This window comes from Streptomyces sp. NPDC021622, from assembly GCF_040640795.1.
GTDB lineage: Bacteria > Actinomycetota > Actinomycetes > Streptomycetales > Streptomycetaceae > Streptomyces.
This window is the reverse complement of record NZ_JBFACK010000001.1, coordinates 688653-715195: the sequence shown is the minus strand read 5'-3', so window position 1 is coordinate 715195 and position 26543 is coordinate 688653. Positions and strand designations below refer to the sequence as shown.

Annotated in this window: 19 protein-coding genes; 6 read left to right on the top strand and 13 right to left on the bottom strand. The window is 70.3% G+C overall.

The window, feature by feature from the left end; genetic code table 11:
- Positions 1 to 128 precede the first annotated feature (128 nt).
- The 6 genes from AB0G47_RS03205 to AB0G47_RS03180 all read right to left on the bottom strand — a co-directional run bounded on the left by AB0G47_RS03205 (position 129) and on the right by AB0G47_RS03180 (position 12828).
- Positions 129 to 3926, bottom strand: a complete 3798-nt coding sequence (locus tag AB0G47_RS03205; RefSeq protein WP_360763948.1) for an AAA family ATPase — start codon at positions 3924 to 3926, stop codon at positions 129 to 131.
- Positions 3927 to 3987: 61 nt separating this feature from the next.
- Positions 3988 to 6048, bottom strand: coding sequence for a restriction endonuclease (locus tag AB0G47_RS03200; RefSeq protein ID WP_360763487.1), 2061 nt, complete (start codon positions 6046 to 6048; stop codon positions 3988 to 3990).
- Positions 6049 to 6402: 354 nt separating this feature from the next.
- Positions 6403 to 7398: a DUF4073 domain-containing protein gene (locus AB0G47_RS03195; RefSeq protein WP_360763485.1), complete on the bottom strand. Its 996-nt coding sequence runs from the start codon at positions 7396 to 7398 to the stop codon at positions 6403 to 6405.
- Positions 7399 to 7534: 136 nt separating this feature from the next.
- Positions 7535 to 9166, bottom strand: a complete 1632-nt coding sequence (locus AB0G47_RS03190; protein WP_360763483.1) for an SWIM zinc finger family protein — start codon at positions 9164 to 9166, stop codon at positions 7535 to 7537.
- 170 nt (positions 9167 to 9336) lie between these two features.
- Entirely contained in the window at positions 9337 to 9816 is a 480-nt protein-coding gene (locus AB0G47_RS03185) for a hypothetical protein (RefSeq protein WP_360763481.1), read from the bottom strand.
- Positions 9817 to 9867: 51 nt separating this feature from the next.
- Positions 9868 to 12828: a DEAD/DEAH box helicase gene (locus AB0G47_RS03180; protein ID WP_360763947.1), complete on the bottom strand. Its 2961-nt coding sequence runs from the start codon at positions 12826 to 12828 to the stop codon at positions 9868 to 9870.
- 286 nt (positions 12829 to 13114) lie between these two features.
- On the opposite strand from AB0G47_RS03180, the gene AB0G47_RS03175 reads away from it, so the two are divergent.
- Genes AB0G47_RS03175 through AB0G47_RS03165 form a run of 3 tightly spaced genes read left to right on the top strand, consistent with a single transcriptional unit; the run spans position 13115 to position 16452 of the window.
- Positions 13115 to 14116 (top strand): metallophosphoesterase, encoded by a 1002-nt coding sequence (locus AB0G47_RS03175; protein ID WP_360763480.1) that lies wholly within the window; start codon positions 13115 to 13117, stop codon positions 14114 to 14116.
- 9 nt (positions 14117 to 14125) lie between these two features.
- Positions 14126 to 15457, top strand: a complete 1332-nt coding sequence (locus AB0G47_RS03170) for an MFS transporter (protein WP_360763478.1) — start codon at positions 14126 to 14128, stop codon at positions 15455 to 15457.
- Positions 15454 to 16452, top strand: coding sequence for a hypothetical protein (locus tag AB0G47_RS03165; protein WP_360763476.1), 999 nt, complete (start codon positions 15454 to 15456; stop codon positions 16450 to 16452). The genes AB0G47_RS03170 and AB0G47_RS03165 overlap by 4 nt, the downstream gene beginning before the upstream one ends.
- Before the next feature lie 20 nt (positions 16453 to 16472).
- Here the strand turns inward: AB0G47_RS03165 and AB0G47_RS03160 are convergent, their stop codons facing one another.
- Positions 16473 to 17315: an alpha/beta hydrolase gene (locus AB0G47_RS03160; RefSeq protein WP_360763474.1), complete on the bottom strand. Its 843-nt coding sequence runs from the start codon at positions 17313 to 17315 to the stop codon at positions 16473 to 16475.
- 113 nt (positions 17316 to 17428) lie between these two features.
- Between AB0G47_RS03160 and AB0G47_RS03155 the strand changes: the two genes are divergently transcribed.
- The gene (locus AB0G47_RS03155; RefSeq protein WP_360763473.1) at positions 17429 to 17863 is read left to right on the top strand and encodes a RidA family protein; all 435 of its coding nucleotides are present in this window, start codon (positions 17429 to 17431) and stop codon (positions 17861 to 17863) included.
- Between the two features lie 25 nt (positions 17864 to 17888).
- Here AB0G47_RS03155 and AB0G47_RS03150 read toward each other — a convergent pair whose 3' ends face one another.
- The 3 genes from AB0G47_RS03150 to AB0G47_RS03140 all read right to left on the bottom strand — a co-directional run bounded on the left by AB0G47_RS03150 (position 17889) and on the right by AB0G47_RS03140 (position 21261).
- Positions 17889 to 18941: a glycoside hydrolase family 6 protein gene (locus tag AB0G47_RS03150; RefSeq protein ID WP_360763471.1), complete on the bottom strand. Its 1053-nt coding sequence runs from the start codon at positions 18939 to 18941 to the stop codon at positions 17889 to 17891.
- Between the two features lie 118 nt (positions 18942 to 19059).
- Complete coding sequence (locus tag AB0G47_RS03145; RefSeq protein ID WP_360763469.1) at positions 19060 to 19779, bottom strand: aspartate/glutamate racemase family protein; 720 nt, start codon at positions 19777 to 19779, stop codon at positions 19060 to 19062.
- The gene (locus AB0G47_RS03140; protein ID WP_360763467.1) at positions 19780 to 21261 is read right to left on the bottom strand and encodes an NCS1 family nucleobase:cation symporter-1; all 1482 of its coding nucleotides are present in this window, start codon (positions 21259 to 21261) and stop codon (positions 19780 to 19782) included.
- Positions 21262 to 21408: 147 nt separating this feature from the next.
- On the opposite strand from AB0G47_RS03140, the gene AB0G47_RS03135 reads away from it, so the two are divergent.
- Entirely contained in the window at positions 21409 to 22074 is a 666-nt protein-coding gene (locus AB0G47_RS03135) for a GntR family transcriptional regulator (RefSeq protein ID WP_360763945.1), read from the top strand.
- Between the two features lie 46 nt (positions 22075 to 22120).
- On the opposite strand, the gene AB0G47_RS03130 is transcribed toward AB0G47_RS03135, so the two are convergent.
- Positions 22121 to 23659, bottom strand: coding sequence for a YfcC family protein (locus tag AB0G47_RS03130; RefSeq protein WP_360763465.1), 1539 nt, complete (start codon positions 23657 to 23659; stop codon positions 22121 to 22123).
- Entirely contained in the window at positions 23656 to 25020 is a 1365-nt protein-coding gene (locus tag AB0G47_RS03125) for a M20/M25/M40 family metallo-hydrolase (protein WP_360763464.1), read from the bottom strand. Before AB0G47_RS03125 ends, AB0G47_RS03130 begins: the two co-directional genes overlap by 4 nt.
- A 190-nt stretch (positions 25021 to 25210) precedes the next feature.
- Here AB0G47_RS03125 and AB0G47_RS03120 point away from each other — a divergent pair, with 190 nt between their 5' ends.
- Complete coding sequence (locus AB0G47_RS03120) at positions 25211 to 25639, top strand: RNA-binding S4 domain-containing protein (RefSeq protein WP_360763462.1); 429 nt, start codon at positions 25211 to 25213, stop codon at positions 25637 to 25639.
- Between the two features lie 141 nt (positions 25640 to 25780).
- On the opposite strand, the gene AB0G47_RS03115 is transcribed toward AB0G47_RS03120, so the two are convergent.
- Positions 25781 to 26488 carry a class I SAM-dependent methyltransferase gene (locus tag AB0G47_RS03115; RefSeq protein ID WP_360763943.1) on the bottom strand — a complete coding sequence of 236 codons (708 nt, stop codon included), beginning with the start codon at positions 26486 to 26488 and terminating at the stop codon, positions 25781 to 25783.
- Between the last annotated feature and the right edge of the window lie 55 nt (positions 26489 to 26543).

The window sequence follows — 26543 nt, the reverse complement described above, 5'->3', positions numbered from 1 at the left end:
CCATGAACGGCACCGACGACCTCACAACCCCGCCCCCGAGCCACCAGATCCGCGCCCTGCACACGGACACGACCGTCACCGTCTCTTTCGTGGGCTGAAAAGGGTGGGACTACTCCGTTGATCGCTTCTCAGGGGTGCCCGAATCGGCTGAGCAGGCGAGGGCCCAGTTCGAGAACCATGATGCCGCGTGGCCCGGCCACGACGGCTCGGTTGCCGGGAAGGAACCTGGTGCTCCACAACGGTGATCCGACCCGCAGATGGTGCTCTCGTCGACTTTCCGCGGACCACAGGGCAGCGGAGCAGGTGTGTCCGCCGGAGAGGATGAGCAACTGCCTGTCGGTCTGGGTGATGTCCACGTCGGCCAATTGCATGTGATGGGCCTGCTCGAGTTGGGCATCGATCATCAGGGAGCCGTCTTCGGTGTTCCAGATGTGCAGACGAGAGTAGGCGCCGACTCCGACGGCGACCGGGATGTCACCTATGTGGCTGAAGGAGACAGCCGTGGTGGGAAACGGGTCGCCGTTGTCCATTCTGAGGACGCGATGCCGCGTCTCGTCGCTCGTCACGGTCCACAGCCGGGCCTGGAAGCACTCCCAGTCCCATGTGACGAACCGGTGTGCTTCGTCCGGTTGCTCTGGGAGCGGAGCCACCATGAAGCTGCTGGTGTGGCAGGCCAGCGGCGGCCGAACAGCATCACAAGTGGCTAAGTCGAAGAAGCCCAGTGTCCCGCTTGTCGCAGTGACGAGGAGTAGTGGCCGCTCTCTGTTGATGACAGCGATGGACCTCCACTCCTCGTCCGAGGCCAATTGGAAGTCGTGTGACGGCTGGCCGTCCGGGAAGCCCCGCAGCGTGATGTGCCTCTGCCTGTCCAGGGTGACGAAGGACCGCGGGTCGCCCGGGACCACGGCTGCGCAGCGGAAGCCCTCCTCGGCCGATCGCCCCAGTTCGGCGAGGACGTCACCGCCGTCTGCCTCGAAGATCACGAGAGAGCCGTTGGCCTTGATGGACGCGATGCAGCTCCGTCGGGTGGAGTCGGCGCCTGTGACGACGCTGCGGTGGTAGCCGAGAGAAGCCATCGGGCGGGCCGCTCGGATGTTCCAGGCGCGTACGGCACCGTCGCGTCCTCCCGAGACAAGCAGGCGGGCACCGTTCAGTTCGCACTGTGCCAGCGATTGCACCCCACCGTCATGAACGGCCAACTGCCGTACCTCCTCTTGGGCGGCGCCACGTATGAACAGGTTGCCGTTCCAATCGCCCCAACACCACAGATCGTTGTTGTGGCCCGTAATGAGGGTGGTGAACACTCCCGCGTCACCCTGATGCGGGTCCCCGACAATCTCTCCACGGACCGGGTCCCAACCGATCACCTGGCCTGCCGCAGCTCCCAGAAGGAACACAGGCCCGTCCTGGCGCTCGGCGAGCGATGCCGCCCAGAAGCGCGTGTCGCTCCGCCAGCCCGGCACGTGAACTCCGGGGTGCAGCGGTTCACCGAGCGGACGACCGGTGGTGAGGTCCCACGCCTCAAGGTCACCACTGTTGCCGCTCACCACGGCCAGGCACCGCCCGCCTACGACGTCCACCATGAGGACTCGGTCTTCTCGACCGATCACGACGGGCGGCAGATCCAGCACATGACCGTCCCTGGCGGACAAGACCTCGACTACGTGATCTCGGCTGACCGTAGCCACTGCGGATTGACCTGCGACGTCTAACGACCAGACACCGTTTGGCGCACGATCTTCCGCGAGAATCCTCTGCGGATCGGCCGCGTCCGGCGACGTGCGCAGTAGATGCCCATCCTTGTGAAGGGTCACGATGGCGATGCCGTCACCCTGCCGGAAGGCAGCCATGTCGAGGATGGGTGAATCCGGCTCCCGTACGCCGGTCACCATGGGTTCTCCATCGGCGAGGCGCCACGCCTGGATGCCCCATGCACTCGCCGAGAGCACCATGATCCCCCTCGCTGTCTCAATGGTGTCGACAGCCAGGACGTAGTCGTCATGGTGACCGAGCATGCGGCTCTCAATGAGAGCGTCCCAGCGAGTCCAGAGCACCGACCAGGGACGATCGGGAGCTGTAGCTGCCAATTCGCCCGCCAGGCGCACGTCGCCGGCCATGTGGGCCGCCATCTCGAGGTAGCAGATGCGCTCGTCTTCCGGTGCCACAAGCAGTTGCTGGCCGACTCGTTGAATGATGCGAGCCACTCGCCGGCCCGACCCGGTGCGAGCGGCGGGGAGTGCCGTCAGCAGGCGAGCCGGATCCACGGCAGCCAAAAAGCCCGCGTCATCGAGAAGCTGGTCCAGCACCTGGCCCTCGCCCGCATGGAAAGGCAGATAGGTACGCGTGTACCTGTCGGCGTGCGCCCAGTCCCGCTCGTCAAGGGAAGACGATGACAGCTTGTCGAGGAGGATGTCCGCAAGACGGCGGTGGACGTCGGCTGCCGGACGCTGACGGGTGCTCAGCTGCCGCAAATGCTCGCCCAGCGCTTCGTGGAAGAGCCGGAAGGCGACACGGTCTCCTTGGGTGCTGCGGTGGAGCAGGTCCACCGCAGAGCTGTCCAGGAGCAGCCGGGTGACATCGCGTTCGGAGTACTCGGCTGTTCCCAGCAGGCTGCCCGCGGCCGCCCAGATTCCTGGGTCGCTGAAGCCATCGCCCTGGGACCAGGCCAGAGCCATCAGCAGATCGCGCAACCATGGCCCACCTGGCTGAACGTCACGAAGGTATCGGTCCATGGCGGCACCCACTGTGGTGGGAAACGTCTCCGCCCACCCAGAGCTCCCTGTATCCACGGGTTCGTCAGATCCCATCAGGGACAGCGCCGTGAGCTGTGCCACGAGAAAACTGGAGCCGGCACGAGCTGCTACGGCCACAGCGACCTTTTCCGCGAGTGCAGGGCGGGCACGGTAGGGAGTGCGGACCTGCGGGTCCGGATCGGCCAGCAATGTGCTGCAGACGTACTCAGCAACATCGCGTCGATCCAGATACTGGTCCTCGTCCAGATCGAGTACGAGCGCCGAAGCTCCGAACAGCCGCAGCAGGTGGTCCTCGCCGCCTCGGCGCGTGCCGACGAGCAGACGGATACCCGTCCGCTCCGACGCCGCCGCCAGCGGCTCGAGCAGGTCAACGATGAGCCGATGGGCGTCGGCAGCCTCATCCACCCCATCGACGACGACCACAGTTGGTCGATGCTCGAAATCCTCGCGGAGATGTGCGAGGAGACCGCTGCACGTCCCCTCGTCGATCGTCAGGGCCTGTGAGATCTCGGCGGCCACTTCGTCTGCCGTGCGGCCACGTACATGCACCGCCATGCTGATGGAGCCGACCGGCGGTCGCGTCCCGGCTGGTGCGGCGGCAAGCACCACATTGGGTTGTCCGGCATCGGCCAGACTCACCAGCCTTCCGAGAACCGCTGACTTACCGGATCCCGGGGCACCGGTCACGACACGAGACCACGCAACGTCCAGACCGGCGCCGTTGATCCAGTCCACCAGCTCACGCAGCACTCGAAGTCGACCCATGAAGTATGAGCCCTCGCGCACGAGCGAAGGCAGAATTCCACGCCCTCTGGGGTGGAAGTGACTTCGCAACTGCTCCGCCCGCTGCGCAGCCGCGGTGTCAGACCTGTGAGCCAGCAGTTGCTGGTGCTGCGCCCGCCTCGAAACTCGATCGCTGAGCGCATCAACCGCCGGTGGTACCGCAAATCCGCACACCATGACCAGGGCTGTGAGGACCACCAGGACAGGGGAGACGTGGTCAGACGTGAGGAGCCCCAGCAAGGCCCCAATCGCAACTGCCAGGCCCGGCAGCATATAGAGCAACAGGCGCTCGGCCAGTGACCGTCGGTTGTCACGCTGGCGCAGTGAGTACACGGTTTCATTCGTATAGCCAATCGCGCCTCCTCGTCCATGGAATCCGCGGACGATCACCAAGCCGGCTCGGCTTGGTCATCAAGCCGCGTTCACAGACCCCATCCACGCCCAGCCTGTCCTACTCCACATCGATGCCATAGTCCTGAACGAGTTCCTCCAGACCGCCCCTGTAGCCCTTGCCGCCAAGGACGAACTCCCAGTCTCCGCTTGCCCTTCGGCGGAAGGACCCGAGTACCAAGGCGGTTTCGAGCGGTCGGCCGTCAGAGACCTCAAGCCGTCCCAGCTCCGACATCGCCGGATCGAGCAGCCGGATGCAGGCATCTGTGAAGCCGGAGAGATCCGCGTCCGGGTTGGCCTCCGGATCGATGGCCGCCACCAGCACGAACCGATCAGCTTCCACCGGCAGCCCGTCGAAGGCGACACAGATCGCAGCCTTGTCAGGCGCCTCCGCGGGAAGGGCGCGCACGGAGCCGTCGGGAGTCTGTGGGTTGTTGAAGAAGACGAAGTGATCGTCGCTCAGGACGCGGTTGCCATGGCAGACGAGTGCACACACGTCCAAGGCAACGCTTCCGGTCCACGACATTCCCAGGACGTTGTAGTCGTCAGGGAGCCGAGTGTTCGGGTCCGACGGGGTCGGCTGCGGTGAGGCTTGGTGACCGCCCTCTCCTAATCGTCCGCGCAGTCCGTGACGATGCAGCAGGTCGACGAGTTCCGTGCCCGAGATGAGTTCCAGCGGCTTGCCGTTGGCAAAGGTATGAGAGCCGGGTCCGAACCCGGACGTCGTCACCAGGACGCCCTTGTTGGCGCCGGCGCCCTGCGCCGTCCCGTACAAGTCACGCACGGCAGTGGGTGGCACCGTGTTGCGATAGCGCTTCACCTGTACGACGATCTTGCCGCCTCGGATCGGTGTCGGATCCAGCGCGTCGACGTCCACACCTCCATCGCTGGAGCGCTGGGTCGTCACTGCCTGCATCCCCATGGCGCGGAAGAGATCTGCCACGAGATTCTCGAATTCCACCGGATCCATGTCGTACAGGTCCGGTTCTTCATCGCTGCCGTGGGCGACAACGCGGTTTCCGACGTCTTGTGGCCGACGGCTCGGCCGTACCGGTGTGAGTTGATCCGGCCTGGTCGAGAGCTGTCCTCTCAGGGCGCCGGCCAGGCAACTGCCGGCATCCACCTGTGCCAAGTGCAGGTCACGGAACGAGGAGCGTGAGGCCATGACCGTCGCAAGGAAGATGTGGCCCGGCCGGCCCGTCGTGGGGTCATGTCCATCGACGAACCCGTTCAGGGCCACGGACTCCAGCGCCCCCTGTTCGTCCGCTGCGAAGAGCTCGTGCAGGACAAGCAACATGCACTGCGCGAGAACCTCCTTGTACAGAGCCCGGCGCTGGCTTTCCGGTCGGGGAGTCTCCTTGTCCTGGTCGGTCCCGTACATGTACCGAACGGACTTGATCGCTGGGACGATGTCGTAGGCAGGCAACTCCCAATCGAGCACCAGCTGTCGGGCAGCGGAGTCGTACGCTGCCGCTATCTGTCGCGGGAAGCCGTCAGGCCACGCCGTTGAGGAGTACAGCGCAGCTGAGAAGTACTCGACCGCGGAGTCGGGGTCTCGGCGCCTCACGCCTTCGGATGTCGCGACCACGCCGGCGTTGTGCTCACGTACCGCGGCCAGCTGGGAGTCGACCCACTGTTGGTACTCACGCTGATACGAAGCCAGTTGCTGTTGGCGGTGAGCCTCCGCTGCCTGTGCAACCTGCAGGTCCCGCTCGAACCGCGCTCGCGCCTCGGCCTGCGCATGAGCCCGGCGACTCGCAGTCCAACCACCCTGGGCTTGGTACTGACTGGCATCCGGCATGGTCACCGGCTGCGCCAACTGACCTGGAGCGAAGGGCTGAACATCCTCGGCTCGCATGAGTGAGGACGCCCTGAAAGCCGGAGCGTCACAACCTGAAGCGAGAAGGCTTTGCAGTGCTGCTACCTCTGCGTCCAGATCCTCCGTGCGACGCAGCGCGTCTGCTTGCCTGTACTCGCGGTGGCTTTGGGCAGCTCGGCGCTGGTACGCCCGTGTTTGCTGAGCTTCTTGTCTCCGCTGTCTGGCCTCGGCTTCCGACTGGCGCTGCTGCTGTCGTTGCACCTCAGCCCACGCGCCGACAAGACCGGTAGAACGACGACTCATTGCTGCAGGCCCTCCCCAGGACGTTGGCAGCCGAAAGACACTTCGGTTGTCCCCACAACCAACTGTGACGAGACGACTCTAGCCAGCAACTGCCGCCACGCATATGCATTCGTCAAAGGCTGGGTGGAGATCCAACGCTGCAGGTCAACTCGCTGGAGGCAACTGAGGGGGCGGCCCACCCTCCCGTCCGAGTGGTCGCCCTTGGTACGTCAAATCTGCTCATGGCGTGCCAGCCACGGAAAGGGCTCTGAACAAGGCTTGACGTGGATCAAGCCGTCCTGGCCGTCGAGATCACCCGCGAGGGCTTCGAGCTGGTCCACCGGATCCACGCCTGACGCGCCCGCGCCGACGCCGTCAGACGGCGAGGCTGCGGATCAGCTTGTTGGCCTTGAAGTCGCGGGATTCGACGGTGAGTTTGCCGTCGCTCCCGAGGAGTACGCGCAGGCCCTGCGACTCCGCGCCCCAGCCCGGCTTCTCGCCGCCGTTGCCGTCGGGGCCGTACATGGTCTGGATGAAGCCGGTGTTGACGACGGTGAACCCCTTCGGGTCGCCGCCCTCGACGATCTTCTTCGCCGCCCAGTCCGAGCGGTTGAGGTCCCAGTGGGTGTGCCCGGAGAAGAAGACGACGTTCGGGTGCGCGCCCAGGATCGTGAGCAGGTCGGCCTCGTCGACGAAGTCCTGGTCGTAGAAGCGGGCGGCGTCCGGTCCTGTGGTGCCGGAGACCGAGCCGGGCAGGACGTGGTGGCTGAAGATCAGTACGTAGGGCTTGTCCGCGTGGGACTTGAGGGCGCCGTCCAGCCAGGAGAGCTGGGAGGAACCGAGCGTCACGAAGGGCGGGTTGGTGCCGTTCACCGCTGGCGCGGTGGTGCCGATGAAGAGCAGCGGGAGGTCGCCAGCCGTCGTCTGGGAGTAGACGTCCGGCATGCCTGTGTAGTCGAGGAAGCGCTTGACCTGGGTGTCGAAGGGGTCGGCGTTGTACTGCTCGTGGTTGCCGAGCGCGGCGAGGACCCGCTCCGGGTGGGGGTGGTCGGCGAGCGTCGCGTAGAGGTCGTCGTACTGCTGGGCGGTGCCCTGCGCGACGAGGTCACCGGCGATGACGAGGGCGTCGGAGCCGCCGAAGGAGTTGAGGTCGTCCAGGGCGTTGCCGAAGTCGGCCAGGTCGCCCTGGATGTCGGAGATGACGTCCAGGGCGGTGACCGGGGCCTTTGCCCTTCCGGCCGCTCCCGCCTGGGCGGCGGTGAGGCCGCCGAGGGGGATGGTGGCCAGGGCGAGACCGCTGGCCGTGAGGAAGGTTCTGCGGGAGGGGGGCGTCGCCTCTGGGAACGTGGGGAACGTGGGGGGAGTTTTCATGGCGGGGAGAGTAATGGGGGTGCGGCGACGGGGAGTTGGACTCGTTGCTGCGGGGTGTTGGACTGTTGGAGATCTCTTGGGGGTTGCGGTTCCCGCCTCCGACGTCGGGCCCGCGCCTCCAGATCGCTCCACTCCCCTACGTCCCGATCATCCCCGTCACCGCCCCCACCGGATCCTCGTCCGGCTCCCCCTCCGGCCACCAGTCGTCCCGCCCCGGCTCGCTCCGGTACGGGTACCAGCGGCCGTCTCTCCCGTAGCGGAGCTGGAGGGAGCCGGAGGCGTTGGTGAGGTGGTTGCGGTGGATGGTCATGCGGGGGAGGTCTGCCGTGATGAGGGCGCCCCGGGCCCGGTCGAAGGGGCCCGCCGGGGGGTCCCAGGGGGATTCCAGTACGGCCAGGCCCTCCTCCGCGCCCTGGCGCCACGCCGCCGCTGCGCGGGAGAGGTCGGTGGGGTTGTGGCCCACCGCCCTTGCCAGTTCGGCGAATTGGCGGCTGAAGCTGCGGCGGCCGGTGAGGCCGGGGTGTGATGCGGCCAGGCGTACCGCGTCGTGCCAGGGGTCGGCGGCCGCGAAGGGGTCCGCGCCTGTGGTGAGGAAGGCGTGGGCTCGGGCCGCCGCGTCCGTTGCCAGGAACTCCAGGGATGTGGGGTCGGGGGCGCCGGGGAGTGAGGGCAAGAGCGGGGGGTCGCCCGCGTGGGCGGGGGCGGCGAGAGGGGGTGGGAGCGGGGGGCGGTATTCCGTGGCGAGGGCGTCCCGTGCCAGGGTTCCCGGGAGGTTCTCGGGGCCAGCCTCGGTCGCCGATTCGGACTGCTCGCGGGCCGCCTCGTGCGCGTTGCGCTGCGCCAGTTCGTCCAGGAGCGCCGCCTCGTCTCCGCCGCGCAGGAGGAGAAGTACGAAGGGGTCCGCGTCCAGGAGCCTGGCCGTCTGGTAGGTGAGGGCCGCCGCGTGCTTGCAGGGGCGGCCGTGGTCCGGGCAGCTGCAGGACGGGACCAAGTCACCGGGGCCGGGGAGGAGTTGGACGTCGGCTCGTTCCGCCGCCTCCGCAAGCGCGTGCGGCATGTCCTTGTCCAACAGCGCCGCGATGTGCGCGGGTTCCGTGGCCACCGCGTCCAAGAAGGTGTCCCAGTCCTCCGAGGTGAGGGTGCGCATGCGGATCTCGGCGCGGTAGGGGCGCGGGCGACTTCCGTGTACGTACGCGACGATGCGGCCCGGCGCGACGGTGATCGTGTCGACGTGCCCCTCACGGGCGTACGCGCGGCCGCGACTGAGCCGGCCCGCGTCGAGCGACGTCCCCTCCAGGGCGGCGATCCAGGCGTTGCCCCACCAGGAGGTCGCGAACGGGGCCTGGGGGTCGGGGTGTTGAGGGAGCGGCGGGAAGACCCGGCCGTTGCCGCCGGTGCGGGTGGCGGCGGTGCGGGTGCCTCCGCCCGCGCGGGTGGCGGGGGTGCGGGTGCCTCCGCCCGTGCGGGTGGCGGGGGTGCGGGCGCCTCCGCCCGCGCGGGTGGCGGGGGTGCGGGCGCCTCCGCCCGTGCGGGTGGCGGGGGTGCGGGCGCCTCCGCCCGTGCGGGTGGCGGGGGTGCGGGCGCCTCCGCCCGTGCGGGTGGCGGGGGCGCACGTGTCACCCGTGCCAACGGCGGATGCTTGCGTGTCTCCCGCGTGGGCAGCGGCGGATGCTCGCGTGTCGCTCGCGTCGGCAGCGGCGGACCGCGTATCACCTGAGCCGGCGCCAGCCGGCCCCGCGTCACCCGAACGACCAGCGGCAGACCGCACGATCCCAGCACGCGCAGCATCCCGCGCCCCTCCAGCGGACCCTGCATCACCCGAGCGGCCAGCAGTCATCTCACCCGAGCCAGCGCCAGCACCGGTGCCATTGCCAGCGCCGGTGCAAGTGCCGGTGCCGGTGCCAGCACCAGCGCCGGTGCCAGCAGACCGTGCATCACCTATCCGTACAACAGCAGATCGCCCATCACCCGAGCCGGCACCACCAGCCGACCGCACGATCCCCGCGCGGGCGGCAGCAGACCGCCCATCACCCGTGCGAGCATCGGGGGACTGCGCATCACCCGTGCGAGCATCGGGGGACTGCCCATCACCCGTGCGAGCACCGGAAGACCGCCCATCACCCGTGCGGGCATCGGCAGACCGCACGATGCCTGCGCGGGCAGCGTCCCGCGCTCCCCCCGCACCCCCCGCACCGCGTACGACCGCACCCCCTCCGCCGCCCATGTCGGCGCCCGCGCCCGCACCGCCGCCCACATCAGCACCCGAACCCGCACGATCAGCTCCAGCAGCAGGACTCCCCCCGACCCCGGCGGCCCTCGCATCACCCGAGCTCTCGGCAGCCGCCCCCGCATCACCCGAGCGAGCGGCAGCGGACCGCACGATGCCTGCGCGGGCAGCGGCCCGCGCTCCACCGGCACCGCCCGCACCGCCTACGCCCCCGGCCGAGCCGCCCCCGGCAGAGCCGCCCCTCACGACGCCCTCCGCAACGACACCAGATCCGAAAGCTCCGCATCCGTCAGCTCCGTCAGCGCCGCCTCGCCGCCGCCCAGTACCGCGTCCGCCAACGCCTGCTTGTGGGAGAGGAGTTCGGCGATGCGGTCCTCCACCGTGCCCTCGGCGATCAGGCGGTGGACCTGGACCGGCTGGGTCTGGCCGATGCGGTAGGCGCGGTCCGTTGCCTGGTCCTCGACCGCCGGGTTCCACCAGCGGTCGTAGTGGATGACATGGCCCGCGCGGGTCAGGTTCAGGCCCGTGCCCGCCGCCTTCAAGGAGAGCAGGAACACCGGGGCCTCGCCCGACTGGAAGCGGTCCACCATCGCCTCGCGCCGCGGGACCGGCGTACCGCCGTGCAGGAATTGGGTGCCGATGCCGCGCGACGCCAGATGCGATTCGAGGAGGCGGGCCATCTCCACGTACTGCGTGAAGATCAGCACCGCCCCCTCCTCGGAGAGGATCGTGTCCAGGAGTTCGTCCAGGAGTTCCAGTTTGCCCGAGCGCGGGCGGCCTGCGCGGGTCATGATCGCGGCGTCCTTCAAGTACTGCGCCGGGTGGTTGCAGATCTGCTTCAGGGCCATGAGCAGCTTCATGACCAGGCCGCGGCGTGCGATGCCCTCCGACGCCTCGATGTGGGCCAGTGTCTCGCGCACGACCGCCTCGTAGAGCGAGGCCTGTTCGCGGGTGAGGCTGACGGGGTGGTCCGTCTCCGTCTTCGGCGGCAGCTCCGGGGCGATGCCCGGGTCGGACTTCTTGCGGCGGAGAAGGAAGGGGCGGACCAGGCGGGACAGGCGGTCCAGCGCCTCCTCGTTCTCGGCGTTCTCACCGCCCTCCACCAGGCGGGCGTAGCGTGCGCGGAACGCCTTGAGCGGGCCGAGCAGGCCCGGTGTGGTCCAGTCGAGCAGGGCCCAGAGTTCGGAGAGGTTGTTCTCGACGGGGGTGCCGGTCAGGGCGACGCGCGCCGCCGAGGGGATCGTGCGCAGCGCCTTCGCCGTCGCCGCGTGCGGGTTCTTGACGTGCTGGGCCTCGTCCGCGACCACCAAACCCCAGGAGTAGGACGCCAGTTCGGACGCACTCGTACGCATCGTGCCGTACGTCGTGAGGACGAAGCCGCCCCCCAGGTCGCCTTCGAGGCTGCGGCCCGTGCCGTGGAAGCGGCGCACCGGCACGCCCGGCGCGAAGCGCTCGATCTCCCGCTGCCAGTTGCCGAGCAGCGAGGCCGGGCAGATCACCAAGGTCGGCTCGGGGCGGGCGCGGTGCAGATGGAGGGCGATCAGGGTGACCGTCTTGCCGAGGCCCATGTCGTCGGCGAGGCAGCCGCCGAGGCCGAGGGATGTCATCCGGTCCAGCCAGGACAGGCCGCGGAGTTGGTAGTCGCGCAGGGTCGCGGCGAGGGCGGGCGGCTGGGGGACGGGGTGCAGCTCGTCGGTCAGGCGTTCCCGCAGCCGGGCGAGTGCGCCGATCGGCACGGCCTCGACCCGCTCCCCGTCCACCTCGGCGCCGCCCGTCAGCGCGACGGACAGCGCGTCCACCGGGTCGAGCAGGCCGAGGTCCCGCTTGCGTGCCTTGCGTACGAGTTCGGGGTCGACCAGGACCCATTGGTCACGGAGGCGCACTACGGGGCGGTGCGCCTCCGCGAGGACGTCCATCTCTGCCTCGGTGAGCGGATCACCGGACCCGTCGGATCCGTCTGATCCGTTTGATCCGTCTGATCCGTGTGATCCGTCGGCCCTCTCCGATCCCAGCGCCAACTGCCAGCGGAATTCCAGGAGTTGTTCGGTCTTGAAGAAGTCGAAGTTGTCGGCCGCCGTGCCGGGTGCGGGGCGTACGACAGCCGTCGCCGTCAGGCCACGCGTCAGCTCGCGGGGCCAGTGCACGGCCACGCCCGCCGCGCCGAGCCGGGCCGTGGCCACGCCGAGGAGTTCGTACAACTCCTCCTCGCTCAGCGGCAGTACGTCAGGCAGCGGCCGTTCGAGGAGCCGGGCGAGCGGCGGCCAGACGCGGGCGGCGCGGCGCACGGCGAGGAGCGTGTCGACGCGGGCGCGCGGCCCGAAGTGATCGGCCCCCGCCCAGAGTTGGGCGGCGTCCGCCACGAGCGTGGGGTCGGCGAGGCTGTGCACCTGGACCACCGCCGCGGCCGCGCCCTCGCCGCCGCCGGAGCCGAAGCCGGAGCCGGAGCCGGAGCCGGAGCCCTCGGCAGGGTCCGCCCTGTCGAACACCTCGTGCGCCCGCAGATCGAGCCGCAGCGACACCCGCACCCCGGCGTCCATCCCGGCCGCCACCTCCGCGGCCCACTCCCGCGCGCCCGGCAGCCGCTGCGGCTCGCGCGCGGCGAAGGGCGCCCCGACGGCGTGCGCCGCGGCGGGCGTACGGGGCAGGGCGTCCACCACGGCGTCGACGAAGGCCCTGACCAGGGCGAGCGGCTCGGGCAGCAGGAGGGGCCTGCTGCCGGGCAGCGGTACGGCGTGCGCCTGCGCGGGCATGGCCGAGGCGATCGCCCGCAGCTGCGTGACGTCGGCCTCGTCAAGGGGCCCCGCCCGCCAAGCGTCGAGGTCGCCGCCGGTGAGACCGGGCAGCAGCCGCCCCCGCGCGGCCAGGTGCATCGCGTGCCGGGCGGCGGCGGTCCAGCAGACGACGGCGGGGTGCGGGTGCACCGGCTCGGCGCGCAGGAGCAGCGGCAGCGCGTCCGCCACGGGCAGGATCAGCGCGGGAACGGTGCGCGTACGGACACCCTTGCCGTGTCGGCGTACGACGCGGATCTCATCCTCGGCCGCGCGGGACAGGCCCGCGTCCACCCCCGGGGCCGGAAGACCCCCGCCCGGAAGCCCCGCCCCCGCGCCCCCGACCGGCAGCTCCCCCTCCGGCGCCCAGAACCCGATCCGCCCCTCCCTCGGCACCTCGGCCGGCAGAAAGACAGCAGCACAGGACCTCAGCAGCTCACGGGCCTCCGGGGGCACGAGGGTGTCGCCGGCACCCGCGGCAGCGTCCCGCACCCGCACCGCCCTCACGTTCACCGCCTCGCTCACCCTCAGCCACCCGCACGTCATTCCCGAAAGCCACCCTAAGTCAGCAGGTCGGCCACCTCGGGATGAACGCTGGTAGGAAACTTTCCTAACAATAGTTCGCCCCGCGTTATTGACGCGCACATGTCGTCTCGACAAGATGCCTGCGGAACGGTCCCCACACCGCTCACGGCCCCCCACGCCGATCTAGGAGACGGACATGCCGCCCACCCCCCGCGCCATGAACACCCGTACAAGCAAGACCCGTTCAAGCAAGGCCCGCACGAGGAAGGCCCGTACGACGAAGGCCCGTTGGGCCATCCCCCTCGCCGCAGGCGCCTCGCTCGCGCTGGTCGGCGGGGTGCTGCTCTGGTCCCCGGCCGACGAGGCCGACGCCGCACCGACCGGCAAGGACGCGAAGGCGGCGTTCACCGCGGTCGCCGCCGGCGACATCGCCGAACAGTGCACCGAGGGCGACAGCGGCTGCGAGCACCCCAAGACCGCCGCGCTCGTCGAGAAGCTCAACCCGTCCTTCGTGATGACGATGGGCGACAACCAGTACGACGACGCCCGGCTGCAGGACTTCGAGCAGTACTACGACACCAGCTGGGGCGCGTTCAAGGACAAGACCCGTCCGACTCCGGGCAACCACGAGACGTACGACCCGGAGGGCGCGCTCGCCGGCTACAAGTCGTACTTCGGCGATGTGGCCTACCCCAAGGGCGAGAGCTACTACAGCTACGACCAGGACAACTGGCACTTCATCGCGCTCGACTCCAACAGCTTCGACGACGACGCGCAGATCGAGTGGCTCAAGGCCGACCTCGCCGCCAACTCCAAGAAGTGCGTGGCCGCTTACTGGCACCACCCGCTCTTCTCCTCCGGCGAGCACGGCAACGACCCGGTCAGCAGGCCGATCTGGAAGATCCTGTACGACAACAAGGCCGAGCTGGTGCTCAACGGCCACGACCACCACTACGAGCGGTTCGCCCCGCAGAACGCGGACGGCGAGGCAGACGAGAACGGCATCGTCGAGCTGCTCGGCGGCATGGGCGGCGCCAACCCGTACAAGATCGAGGAAGTGCAGCCCAACAGCGAGAAGCGGCTGACCGAGACCTTCGGCGTGGTGAAGCTGGACTTCACCGACACGGGCTTCTCCTGGGACCTCGTCGGCACGGACGGCGCGACCAAGGACAGCAGCCCGTCCTACGAGTGCCACTGAGCCGGCGGGATGTATCTGGCATCCACCGACGCGGTCGCGAAGGCCAAAGCAAAGACCAAGCCCGAAGCCGAAGCCGCCCCCGAAGGGGCGGCGGAAGCCAAGGCCGAGGGCAAGGCCGAGCGCGGCCGCGTCGCCGGGCCCGTCATCGCCCTCGGCGCGGTCAGCCTGGTCACCGACATCTCCTCCGAGATGGTCACGGCGGTGCTTCCGCTCTACTTCGTGCTCCAACTCGGCCTCTCTCCCCTCCAGTTCGGCTTCCTCGACGGCCTCTACAACGGCGTGACCGCCTTCGTGCGGCTCCTCGGCGGTTACGCCGCCGACCGCGGCGGACGGCACAAGCTCGTCGCGGGCGGCGGCTATGCGCTCTCCGCGCTCTCCCGGCTCGGCCTGCTCCTCGCGGGCGGCGCCACGGCCGGGATCGGCGCGGCGCTCGCGGCGGACCGCATCGGCAAGGGGGTGCGCACCGCGCCGCGCGACGCACTGATCTCGCTCAGCAGCCCGCCGGAGACCCTCGGCCGCGCCTTCGGCGTGCACCGGGCGATGGACACGACGGGCGCGCTGCTCGGTCCGCTCGCCGCGTTCGCGCTGCTGTGGGCGACGGCGGACGCGTACGACGCCGTGTTCGTGGTCAGCTTCTGCTTCGGGCTGCTCGGGGTCCTCATGCTGGTCGCGTTCGTACCGGGGCGGCACGACGCCAGCTTCGTCGCCGCCACCCGTCGGGAGCCTTCAACCACCAAGCGGGGCAGGGTTGTCGACCTCCTGCGCATCCCCGCGTTCCGGCGCGTCCTCGGGGCGGCGGCGCTGCTCGGCGCGGCCACCATCGGCGACGCCTTCCTGTACCTGCTGCTCCAGCGGCGGCTCGACTTCGCGGTCAGCTGGTTCCCGCTGCTGCCCCTGGGTGCCGCCGCCGTCTATCTGCTGCTCGCGGTGCCCGCGGGACGGCTCGCCGACCGTGTGGGCCGCCGCGTCCCGTTCCTTGCCGGGCACGCGGCGCTGCTCGGCGGGTACGTCCTGCTGCTCTGCCCCACCGACGGCTTGCCCCTGCTCGTCGGCGTACTGCTGTTGCTCGGCATCTTCTACGCCGCCACCGACGGCGTCCTGATGGCGCTCGCCACGCCCGTGCTGCCGCGGGGGTGCAGGGCGAGCGGCATGGCGGTGCTCCAGACGGGCCAGGCCCTGGCCCGGCTTGTCGCCGCGGCCGGCTTCGGCGCGGCGTGGACGCTGTGGGGCATCGGCCCCGCGCTGACCTGCGCGGTGCTCGCCCTCACGGTGGCGCTGGCGGGGGCGGCGCTGCTGCTTCCCCGCACCGGAAGCCTCCAGAACACCGAAAGGCAGGCATGACCGCGCAACCCCCCTCCCTGCGCGCCCGGATCATCGCCGTGTCCGCGGCGGCGGCCGTCCTCGCCACGGTCGCCGTCGCCTACACGCTGCACGCCGCCGGGCGCGCCCAACCGACTGCTGCCGCATCGGAGTTCGCCCTCGACACCGGGCAGCTGTACTTCCGCAGCTCGGAGGCCGGTGCGGGCCGCGTCGCCCGCACCGCCCTGCCGTCCGGCAAGGGGCCGCGCACCACGGGCGGCCCCTCCTGCGAGCGGTTCTACGCGGCCGGTGGCACCGCCGTGTGCCTGCAGCGCCGCTCGGGCATCCCGCCCAAGTCGTACGCCGTGGTCCTGGACGACAGGCTCAAGGAGAAGCGCCGTATCGCGCTCACCGGCATCCCCAACCGGGCCCGGGTCTCGGCATCGGGCCGGATGCTGTCGTGGACGATGTTCGCGACCGGCGACTCCTACGCGGGCTCGTCCTTCTCCACCCGTACGTCGATCCTGGACACCCGCACCGGCTATCTCATCAAGAACATGGAGGAGATCCCCCTCACCCTCGACGGCCGCCGCTACCACTCCCCCGACGTCAACTACTGGGGCGTCACCTTCGCCAAGGACGACAACCGCTTCTACGCGACCGTCTCGACGAAAGGGAAGACGTACCTCGTCCAGGGCGACATGAAGAAGTGGGCGGCGCGCACCCTGCGCACCAACGTCGAGTGCCCGTCCCTCTCCCCCGACAACACCAGCATCGCCTTCAAGAAGCGCGTACGTAAGGGCACTTCGGACCCGTGGCGCCTGTATGTGCTCGACCTGCGGACGATGCGCGAGCGCCCGCTCGCCGAGTCCCGCAACGTCGACGACCAGGCGGCCTGGCTCGACGACGACACCCTCGCGTACGCGCTTCCCGGCAAGGAGGGCCGCAAGCAGGACATCTGGACGACACGGGCGGACGGCGAAGGAGAGCCGAACCTCCTTGTAGAGGGCGGGACTTCACCTGCGGCTGTGCGCTGACCGCGCACGCGGGCGGTCCCTCACGCGAGGAACTCCGCGACGGGCGCGACGAATCCCTCCGCGTCGTCGAGCCACGGAAAGTGCCCCGCGCCCGGCCGCACGACGAGCGTCGCGTCCGGGAACAGCGCGGCGACCTCGGCCACGGCGGCCGGCGGCGCGCCCAGGTCGAACTCCCCGGCGACCACGAGGACCGGCGCCCCGAACCCGGCGAGCGCCGCGCGCGTGGCCTCGGGCTCAAACGCACCGTCGGCGCCGAAGGCCTCGGTGACGGCCGGGTTCTGCTGGCCGGCCTCCGCCGCCTGGTGCGCCTGCGCCGCAGCGTCCCAATTGCCGTACGAGAAAGGCGCGATGGCCTGCCAGCTGTCCGCCGTGGCGTTGCCGGACACGATGGCTTCGAGGGCCGCGAAGGCCTCCGGGAACCAGGGCTCGTCCTTGCGGAGCAGCGCGGTCTCGCGCCGCGTCGCACCGTCGATCGCGACGCCGACGGCCCTGGTGCTCGGCGTGACCAGGACGAGCCTGCCGACCCGCTCGGGGTACCGGGCCGCGTACTGGACGGCGATGGTCGCGCCCGCGCTGTGCCCGAGCAGATCGATGCGGTCGAGCCCGAGGTGCTCGCGCAGGGCCTCGACGTCGTCGACGAGCCGGTCGCACCGGCAGGACGCGAGATCCTGCGGCAGCGCGGACTCCCCCGTACCCCGGATGTCCAGCATGATCAATTGCCGGTGGGCGGACAGCCCGCCGAGCTCACCGAGGTACACGGAGTCCTGCGGACCGCCGGGCAGGCAGATGAGCGGGGCGCCGGCGTCGTCGCCGTACACGTGATGGGCGAGGTCCGTGCCGTCAGGGGCGGGGAAGAGGGGCATGGCGGCGATCTTTACAGCGCGGCGCCGACCGGGCAACCGAATAGCCCGCCCGCCCCCTCGGCGCCACCGAATTCGGATGCGTACGACCATCCTGATCCCGCACGATCAGGGGCATGACCCCCATCCACCGCACCACGGTCCCCGCCCTCTTCCCGCCACCCGGATACGCCCACGCCGCCGTCGTCGAGGCAGGCGCCCGCCTCGCCTTCATGGCGGGCTCCGTGCCGCTCGACCCCGAGGGGAACCTCGTCGGGGACGGCGACGTGCCCCGGCAGACCGCGCAGGTCATCGCCAACCTCGACGAGGCGCTGCGCGCGATCGGCAGTGATCTCTCCCTGGTGGTGGCCAGCACGGTGTACGTGGTCGGGGACGAACCCGGCGTCCTGACCGAGGCCTGGGAGGTCGTCCGCGCCTCCGCCCTGCACGCGGGCCCGCACACGTCGACGCTCCTCGGCGTCACGTGCCTCGGGTACCGCGGCCAGCTGGTGGAGATCACTGCCACGGCCGTCGTGCCGGAGGCCGCCGCCGGGCCCCGGGCGGCCCGCTGAGCGCTCCGCGGGACGTGCGGAGCGCTCAGTTCTTGGCCCGGCTCGCGAGGCCCAGCGCATACTCCGGCCACCACTCTCCCGCCTCCGGCCCGCCCCGGCAGGCGCCGTCGGACTCACCGGGGCGCTTGATCCACAGGTAGGCGTCGAGCGCGAGGTCGCCGGTGAGGGTGGTGGGCGGGGTGCCGAGGGCGCGTCCCGGCGGGTTGCACCAGGTCGAACCGGAGCCGGTGTAGGGGCCGTTGCCGTTGCGGCTGCTGTCGACGACGAAGTGCTTGGCGCCGCCGATGAGGGCCGCGAGACGATGCCCGTACGCCGAACTCACCGCGTCCGTCTGGTAGTTGGACACGTTGAGCGCGAAGCCGTCGGCCTTGTCGATCCCGGACTGCCGCAGCGGGGTGACCAGGCGCTCCTCATCGGGGATCCAGTCGGCGTTGCCCGCGTCGAGGTACACCTTGGTGTTCGGGCGGGCCTTGAGGCGGTCGACGGCGTGCGCGAGCAGCGCGTACCGCTCCCCGGCGTCGGTCATCTCACAGCCCGCCACCTCCCGCGCGACGGCGTCCGGTTCGACGATCACGTACGCGGCACGGTCGCCGATCGCCGCCGCGAACTCCTCGATCCACAGCCGGTACTCCGCCGCGCTCGCCGCGCCGCCCCGGGAGTGGTCGCCGCAGTCGCGGTGCGGAATGTAGTACGCGACGAGTACGGGGACGCGCCCCGCGCCGGCCGCCGCCTCCGTGACCGCACGGACTCTTGGCCCCGGCCCCTCGTCGGCCAGCCACACGGCCTGGGCGCGGCCGCCGATGCGGTCCATGAGCAGCGCTTGGGAGGTATGACCCTGGCGTCGCCACTCGGCCGCCTGGAGGGCGGCGGAGCTGTCCGGTTCAACCCAGAAGGCGGTGTCCTGCGGCACGGACTCGGACGCCCCCAGAGCCCCGGGAGCCCCGGACGCCCCAGCGCACCCGCTCGCCGCCGCGCCGAGCAGCAGCGCGGCGGCCAGGAGCCCGGAGCGGACGGTACGGCGAAGTGCGGCGCGGGGACGGGGACGGGCCCCGCCGGACCGGACGGTCGACTGCGACACCGGGCACCTCCAGTTGCTCGGCGCCGGACCTGCCCGGCGCCTTGCACGGAGTCTGCGGTCGCCCGGCCCGCGCAGCGCACTGTCCCCCGCCGTGCGCGCCACAGATCGTTCCCGAACATCACTCCGACGGCGGCGGCGCCCAAGTACGGCTCTTCGGGAGGGGTTTGGCATATCCGCCGATCCGGCTGGTGGTCAGGCCGAGCCCGACGAGCGACTCGGCGAGCTTCACGGCGGCGGCCACGCCGTCGACCACCGGCATGTCGAGCGCGGCGCCGACCTTCTCCTGCAGCCCGGTCATCCCGGCGCAGCCGAGCACCAAGACCTCGGCCCCCGCATCGCGCGCCCGCCCCGCGGCGGCGAGGAAGGCGCGCAGGGTGGCCTCCTCGTCCCCCAGGTCGAGGACGCCGAGCCCGGTGCCGACGACAGCCGCACAGTTCCGCGCGACCCCCGCCGCGTGCAGGCTGTCCTCGATCTGCCCGCGTGCCCGGTCAAGGGTGGTGACGACGCCGTACCGCCGCCCGAGCAGACAGGCCAGATGGGCGGCGGCCTCGGTGATGTCGACGACGGGCACGTCGAGCAGCTCCCGGGCGCCTTCGCGTCCGTGCTCACCGAACCCGGCCAGGACCACGGCGTCGTACGAACCCTCATAACCACGCAAGGCGTCGAGGACGGCGGCCGCCGAGAGATAGCTGTCGAGCCACCCCTCGGCTGACTCGGGGCCCCAGGCGGGGGTGAGCCCGGTGATCGTGGTGCCCGGGGCGGCCGCGTCCCGGGCGCCGCGCACGATCTCCTCGGTCATCGACCGCGTGGTGTTGCAGTTGGTGACGACGATGCGCACTTAGCCCTCCACCGCGGGCTCGGCGGCCTCCACTGGCTGGGCGGTCCGCTCCGAGCGGCACAGCGCGCCGTACAGCAGCGCGGCGGTCGCGGTCCCGATGAACCACGAGTACGGGGCCACGTAGTCGAAGAACGGCACCAGCGCGCACACCGCCGCAAAGCCCGCCGTCGGCAGGAAGGCCGCGAGCGCCTTGGGGTTGACGCCCTTCTTGTAGTAGTACGGCGATCCCGGCTCGGCCTTGAAGAGCGCCTCGGTGTCGATGCGTCCGCGCTTCACCCAGAAGTAGTCGACGGCGATGATGCCGAACAGCGGCCCGAGGAAGGCGCCGAGACCACCGAGGAAGTAGTTCACGACGGTCGGGTTGGAGTACAGGTTCCACGGCGTGACAAGGAGGGCTGCGACCGTGGAGATGAGTCCGCCGATCTTGAAGGTGATCTTCTGCGGCCAGACATTGGCCAGGTCGTACGCGGGCGAGACGAAGTTGGCGACGATGTTCACGCCCATCGTGGCGACGGCGAAGGTGAGCGCACCGAAGATCAGCACCCAGGTGTTGCCGATCTCGGCGACGAGTTCGGCGGGATCGGTGATGGCCTTCCCGAAGACCTCCAGGCTCCCGGCCGTGACCACGACCGAAAGGATCACGAAGGCGGTCGAGTTGATGGGCAGTCCCCAGAAGTTGCCGCGCTTGACGGTGCGGTAGTCGGGGGCGAAGCGCGAGAAGTCGCAGAAGTTGAGCATCAGCGTGCCGTAGGTGGCGAGGATGAGCCCGATGGCGCCGAACCACTGCCGCACCTGCTCGCCCGTGGAGACGGGGTTCGGGGTGCTGGTGAGCGAGATGGTCCAGCCGGCCTTCCAGAGGATCCACACGGCGAGGGCGATCATCACGACCCAGATGGCGGGCCCGCAGAAGTCCTGGAACTTCCGTACGGACTCCATGCCCTGGGTCATGATCAGCCCCTGCACCAGCCAGAGGGCGACGAAGGAGCACCAGCCGAGCGCGTGAAGGCCGAGGAAGGAGCCCTCGGTCCACGACTCCAGGCCCGGGAAGGCGGCGATGAGCATCACGTTGACCGCGATGGAGGCCAGATAGGTCTGGATTCCGTACCACATGATGGCGATCACGGCCCGGATCAGGGCGGGGACGTTGGCGCCCCAGACACCGAAGCTGATGCGGCTGACCACGGGGAACGGCACGCCGTGGCGCTGGCCGATGCGCCCCATCATGTTCATTCCGGCGTAGATCAGTACGAAGCCGACGAGCAGCGAGGTGAAGATCTGCCAGACGTTGAGCCCGAGCACCAACAGGCCGGCGGCGAAGGTGTAGTTGCCGAGGTTGTGGACGTCGGACATCCACAGGGCGAAGAGGTCGAAGACCTTCCACTTGCGTTCGGCGGTGGGGGCGAGGTCTTCGTTGGTGAGGCGGGGATCGGGGACGAAGTCGTGCGTCGCGCCGGGGGAGTCGGCGCGCTGGGCGAGGGACACGGGGCCTCCTGAGCTGGGGCGGAGGTGCGGCACCTTTGGTATACCAAAGTTTGGTATACCAAAGTGCCGCCATGTTCCCGCCCCCGGCGGCGTCCGGCAATGTCCGTACGGTTACGAATCGGTAAATCGATGCGGGGTTCGGCAATGATGGACACCATGACGACCGTGGAGCAGCCGCTGGGCGCCGTACGCGAACGCGTGCTCGCCGAGCTGCGGCAGGAGATCATCGCCGGACGCCTCGGCCCGGGCGACCGCCTGGTCGAACGCGAACTCGCCGACCGCCTGGGGGTGTCCAGGGTCCCGGTGCGCGAGGCGATCCGGGCGCTGGTCGCCGAGGGCTTCATCACCTTCGAGACCCCGCGCAGGACCGTGGTGCGCCGGCTCACCCGCACCGACGTCACCGAACTCTTCGAACTGCGCGAGGCGTTGGAGGTCTTCGCCGCGGGGCGCGCGGCACAGCGGGCCACCGAGGAGGGGCTCGCGGAGCTTTCGGCCCTCCTCGACAGCGCGGCGGAGGCGACCCGAACGGCGGACGCCGAGGCGATCACGGACATCAACACCCGCTTCCACGACCGCATCCTGGCGATGGCGGGCAACAGCCTGCTGACGTCCGTCATGGAACCGGTCGACGGGCGGCTTCGGTGGATGACGCGGCGAAACGAGGAGTGGGCACACCTGCTTGAGGAACACCGTGAGCTGTACGAGGCGGTGGCGTCGGGGGACGCGGAGCGCGCGCGGGCGCATGCGCTGGTCCATGTGCGGACCAACTACCGCTCCACGGTGTGGCATCTCTTCGGTGAGGAAGCGGACTGACCGGGGAAGCGGACTGACCGAGGAAGCGGACTGACCCCGGACACGCTCAGGTCACCGCCGCCCCCAGCGCCACGAACCCGCAGATGAGCACGAACAGCACCGCCAGCAGCGGCCACACGAACCGCAGGTACTTGTCGTAGCCGACCTTCGCGAGGGCGACGCCGCCGATGGTCACCGCCGTGGTCGGCACCCACAGGTTCATCCAGCCGCTGGCCGACTGCCAGGCCGTGACGACGACCGCGCGCGAGACCCCGGCGAAGTCGGCGAGCGGGGCGAGGATCGGCATGGCGAGGGTGGCGTGCCCGGAGGTGGAGGGGATCAGGAAGGCGAGCGGCAGGTTCACGATGAAGACGATGATCGCGAACAGGCTCGACGACGTGCCCTTGACCACGCCCTCGATCGAGTGCAGCACGGTGTCCGTGATCTTCGAGTTGTTCATGATCGTCGTGACGCCGCGGGCCAGCAGGATGACAAGCGCCGGCGAGACGAAGTCGGCCGCGCCCTGGATGATCGTCGAGCTGAGCTTCTGCTCCCCCATCCGCGCGACCAGCCCGACGAGGACCGCGGCGCACAGGAACAGGGCGGCCAACTGCGGGAAGGACCAGCCCAGTTCGAAGCCGTACGGCTCGGCGTCCGCGTCGCCGGTGAGCGCGCTCCGCCACGGCACCACCGAGAAGATCATGAAGGCGAAGACGAGCGCGGTCACGATGAGCACCGCCTTGTGCAGACCGGTGAGCTCGGGCACCTCCGCCGCCCCCGCCGAGGCCTGCTCCTGGTCCCGGTCGCCGGGCAGGAACCCGGAGAGCGAGCGCTCCGGGCTGCGCTGGACGCGCCTGGCGTAGCGGATGACGTAGGCGACCGTCACGGCCGTCAGGACGATCCACATGGCGAAGCGAAGGACGATGCCGTCGCCGAGCGAGATGTCGGCGGCGGACGAGGCGACGCCCGTCGCGAAGGGGTTCACCGTCGAGCACAGGACGCCGACACCCGCGCCGAGGATGATCGCGCCGACGGCGGTCATGCGGTCGTAGCCGAGCGCGAGCATCAGCGGCACGATCAGGCCGTAGAACCCCAGCGTCTCCTCCGCGAAGCCCTCGACCGTGCCGAGTACGGAGAAGACGACCATGACACCGGCGATGAGCAGCGCCCCGCGATCGCGCAGCCGGTGCGCGAGCCGCCCGATGCCACGGTCGAGCGCGCCGGTGGCGAAGACGACGGTGATGAAGGCGCCGATGGCGAGTACGAAGAGGAAGACCCCCGCGCTGCCGTACAGCGCGCCGACGTTGTCCGGCGCGACCAGCGAGGTCTTCTCGTCCTGGATGCCGTAGAGGCCGTTGACCGGGGCGAGGAAGAGATCGCCCAGCCGGTCGACGAACGACTGGCCGGAGTCGACCCGGTGGTAGGTGCCCTGGACGGGGGCGCCCGAGTCGTTGCGGTCGTACTGGCCGGACGGGATGAGGAAGGCGAGCAGCCAGACGGCCACGGTGACGATCGCGAGGACCGTCAGCGCACTGGGGAAGGTGAACTTCCCTTTCCGCGCGGGCTCTTCAGTACCCGGTTCGGGATCCGTGTCGGTCGTGCTCACGCGGCGCCGTCTCCGGTCGGGAAGTCGGCGGCGTACTCGCGGACGAAAGCGCACATCGCGACGACGGTGTTGCGCAGTTCGGAGAAGAGGACGCGCTCGTTCGGGGCGTGCAGATTGCACATGCTGTCCTGGGCGCCGAAGAGCAGCACCTCCGCGCCGGGTGCCGCCTTCGCCAGGCCGTTGACCAGCGGGATGGAGCCGCCGGTCGCGACGGACGAGGCCTCCTCTCCCCAGGCCTCCTTGAGCGCGGCGCGCGCGGCACGGTAGGCGGGGCCACTGGTGGCCGCCTCATAGCCGGGGCCCGTGTCGCCGGGCGTGACGGTGAGCGGGACGCCGAACGGCTTGAGCGAGCGCAGGTGGTCGACCAGCTTGGCCTGCGCCTCCTTCGGGTCCTGACGCGGGTGGAAGCGCAGGTTCAGCTTGGCCCTCGCGTACGGCACGACGGCCGATGCGGCGTGCTCCACGCCGGGCGCGTCCAGGCCGATGACGGTGATCGCGGGGCCGCTCCAGAGCCGCTCCCCCAGGCCGCCGCTGCCGACGAGCGGCACCCCGTCAAGCACCCCGGCGAGCTCACGGAACTCCTCCTCGGTGTAAGTGGTGCCGCTCCACTCCGCACGCCGCAGCCCTTCCACGGCCACATCCCCGTGTACGTCGTGGAGCGTGGCGAGCGCCTTGAGGAGTACGACCAGGGCGTCGGGTGCCGCCCCGCCGAACTCCCCGCTGTGGCGCGGCTCTTCGAGGGTGCGCACCTCGACGATCACCTCGGAGGCGCCGCGCAGCGCGGTGGTGAGGGTGGGGGTGCCGGGCCGGAGATTGCCGAGGTCGGCGATGACCATGGCGTCGCAGGCGAACCGCTCCGGGTCGGTGGGCGGATAGTCGTCGAAGGTGCTGCCGTACTCCTCCTGCCCCTCGATGACGATCTTGATCCCGACGGGCGGCCGCCCCCCGTACGCGCGCAGCATCCCCAGGTGCGCGATCACATTGGACTTGTCGTCCGCGATGCCCCGGGCCCGCAGCCCGCCCTCGATGGGCGTCGGCTCGAAGGGAGGCGACTTCCACAGCCTCTGGTCGCCGGGCGGCTGGACGTCGTAGTGGCCGTAGAGCAGGACCGTGGGTGCGTCGGGGCTCGGCGGCGGGATCTCGCCGTAGATCACGGGCGCGGTGTTCGGCAGATCGAGCCGCTCGACGGTGGGCACCCCCGCACCCCGCAGCAGTTCGACGAGCAGATCGTGCGCCGCGAACACCGCCTCGGCCGGGAAGCCGGGGAAGGCGATCGACGGGATCGTGGTGAGCCACTCGAGGTCGGCACGGAGCGTGTCCATCAGGTCGTCGACGGTGGCGACGGTGTCTTCGGGCTTCATGGGCGGCACCCCTCGTTCTTCGTCCCGCTTTGCGGCGATCAGCCCGAATTATCGAACCAGGGGACGGGTGCTTCCCGGACGGCTCGCCGCGCGCCCGGCGATGCGGCCCTGCTGCCGCACCGGCCCTTGCCCGGCCCTTGCCCGCCCGTTGTCCCGGTCCCGTCCGCCGGACAGGCACTAAAGTCGGGGCATGGCTTCGGAGACTTCGGGCGGCGGCAAGGGCAACGGCGGTGCGGCGGGCGCGGGCGAGAGTTCCGTGCGCGTCGACGCCTGGATCTGGTCCGTACGCCTGGTCAAGACCCGCTCGATGGGCGCGGCGGCCTGCAAGGGCGGCCATGTACGGGTCAACGGCGAGCGCGTGAAGCCCGCTTACGGCGTGCGCGTGGGCGACGAGGTGCGGCTGCGCCACGCGGGCGGCCGGGAGCACGTCGTCGTGGTCAAGCGCGTCATCCGCAAACGCGTCGGCCCGCCCGTGGCCGTCGAGTGCTACGTCGACAACAGCCCTCCCCCGCCGCCCCGCGAGGCGGTCGCTCCCGCCGGCGTACGCGACCGGGGCACGGGCCGCCCCACGAAGCGCGACCGCCGCGACATGGAGCGACTGCGGGGCCTGGAGGGCTGAGCGCTCCGCGGGACGTGCGGTGAGGAACCTGCGGGCCGGTGGTGATGAACCCGCGGGCCGGTGGGGGCTGAGCGCGCCCACGCGGCGGAGCCGCATATGTCACAGCCCCGCGCCCCTTTCGGGGCGCGGCCAGCGGCTCGGTTACCCCGCAACCGCCCGCACCCAGATCCCGTCCTCCGTCAGGTACTTGTCCACCTTCAGGCCCGCCTCCGCCAGCGCCTCCTCGAACTGTTCCTTCGTCATGGGGCGGGCGAGGAACGTCTGGGTCCACTGGGCGTCCGGGAAGACGTACTCCGCGCGCACCCTGTTCACACCGTCGCCCACCGGGTCCGCCGACACGATCCGTACGGTGTAGCCGCCCGGGTCGACCCGCTCCCGCGGCAGGTTCGTGTGATAGTCCATGCCCTCCCGCTGGATCAGGACGCAGCCGTCGTCCGCCACATGCTTCCGGCAGGTCTCCAGCATGCCGTCCCGCACCGCCAGGTCGCCTTCGTGCACGAGGAACGAGCCGAGCATCACCACGTCGAACTTCTCGTCCAGGTCGAGCGACTCGATCGCGCTGCGCACCGTGCGGACCACACCGCCGGGCCCTTCGGTCCCGGCGAGCGCCTCGACCTTCTCCAGCATCTCGGCCGACTCGTCCACCGCCGTCACCCGGAAGCCCCGCTCGATCAGCGGCCGGGTCACCCGCCCCGCCCCGCTGCCCAGTTCCAGAATGTGCGCCCCGGCCGGCACGGCGGCCTCGATGACGTCCGGCTCGTCCCCGACGGTCAGGCGGGTGTACAGGTCCACCGCGCAGCCGTCCGGCGTGATCGCTCCGGGCCCCGTTCCCTCGTGTCCCTCACGCATCTCAGCAGTCATGACCCGTCAACGAAGCGTCCCGCAGGCCCGTTCCCCCCTCATG

What these genes read in the sequence shown, in the direction of transcription:
- AB0G47_RS03200 (WP_360763487.1), bottom strand. Translation starts at nt 6,048, where the DNA reads ATGAGTCGTCGTTCTACCGGTCTTGTCGGCGCGTGGGCTGAGGTGCAA.
- AB0G47_RS03195 (WP_360763485.1), bottom strand. Translation starts at nt 7,398, where the DNA reads ATGAAAACTCCCCCCACGTTCCCCACGTTCCCAGAGGCGACGCCCCCC.
- AB0G47_RS03175 (WP_360763480.1), top strand. Translation starts at nt 13,115, where the DNA reads ATGCCGCCCACCCCCCGCGCCATGAACACCCGTACAAGCAAGACCCGT.
- AB0G47_RS03170 (WP_360763478.1), top strand. Translation starts at nt 14,126, where the DNA reads ATGTATCTGGCATCCACCGACGCGGTCGCGAAGGCCAAAGCAAAGACC.
- AB0G47_RS03165 (WP_360763476.1), top strand. Translation starts at nt 15,454, where the DNA reads ATGACCGCGCAACCCCCCTCCCTGCGCGCCCGGATCATCGCCGTGTCC.
- AB0G47_RS03160 (WP_360763474.1), bottom strand. Translation starts at nt 17,315, where the DNA reads ATGCCCCTCTTCCCCGCCCCTGACGGCACGGACCTCGCCCATCACGTG.
- AB0G47_RS03155 (WP_360763473.1), top strand. Translation starts at nt 17,429, where the DNA reads ATGACCCCCATCCACCGCACCACGGTCCCCGCCCTCTTCCCGCCACCC.
- AB0G47_RS03135 (WP_360763945.1), top strand. Translation starts at nt 21,409, where the DNA reads ATGGACACCATGACGACCGTGGAGCAGCCGCTGGGCGCCGTACGCGAA.
- AB0G47_RS03125 (WP_360763464.1), bottom strand. Translation starts at nt 25,020, where the DNA reads ATGAAGCCCGAAGACACCGTCGCCACCGTCGACGACCTGATGGACACG.
- AB0G47_RS03120 (WP_360763462.1), top strand. Translation starts at nt 25,211, where the DNA reads ATGGCTTCGGAGACTTCGGGCGGCGGCAAGGGCAACGGCGGTGCGGCG.
- AB0G47_RS03115 (WP_360763943.1), bottom strand. Translation starts at nt 26,488, where the DNA reads ATGCGTGAGGGACACGAGGGAACGGGGCCCGGAGCGATCACGCCGGAC.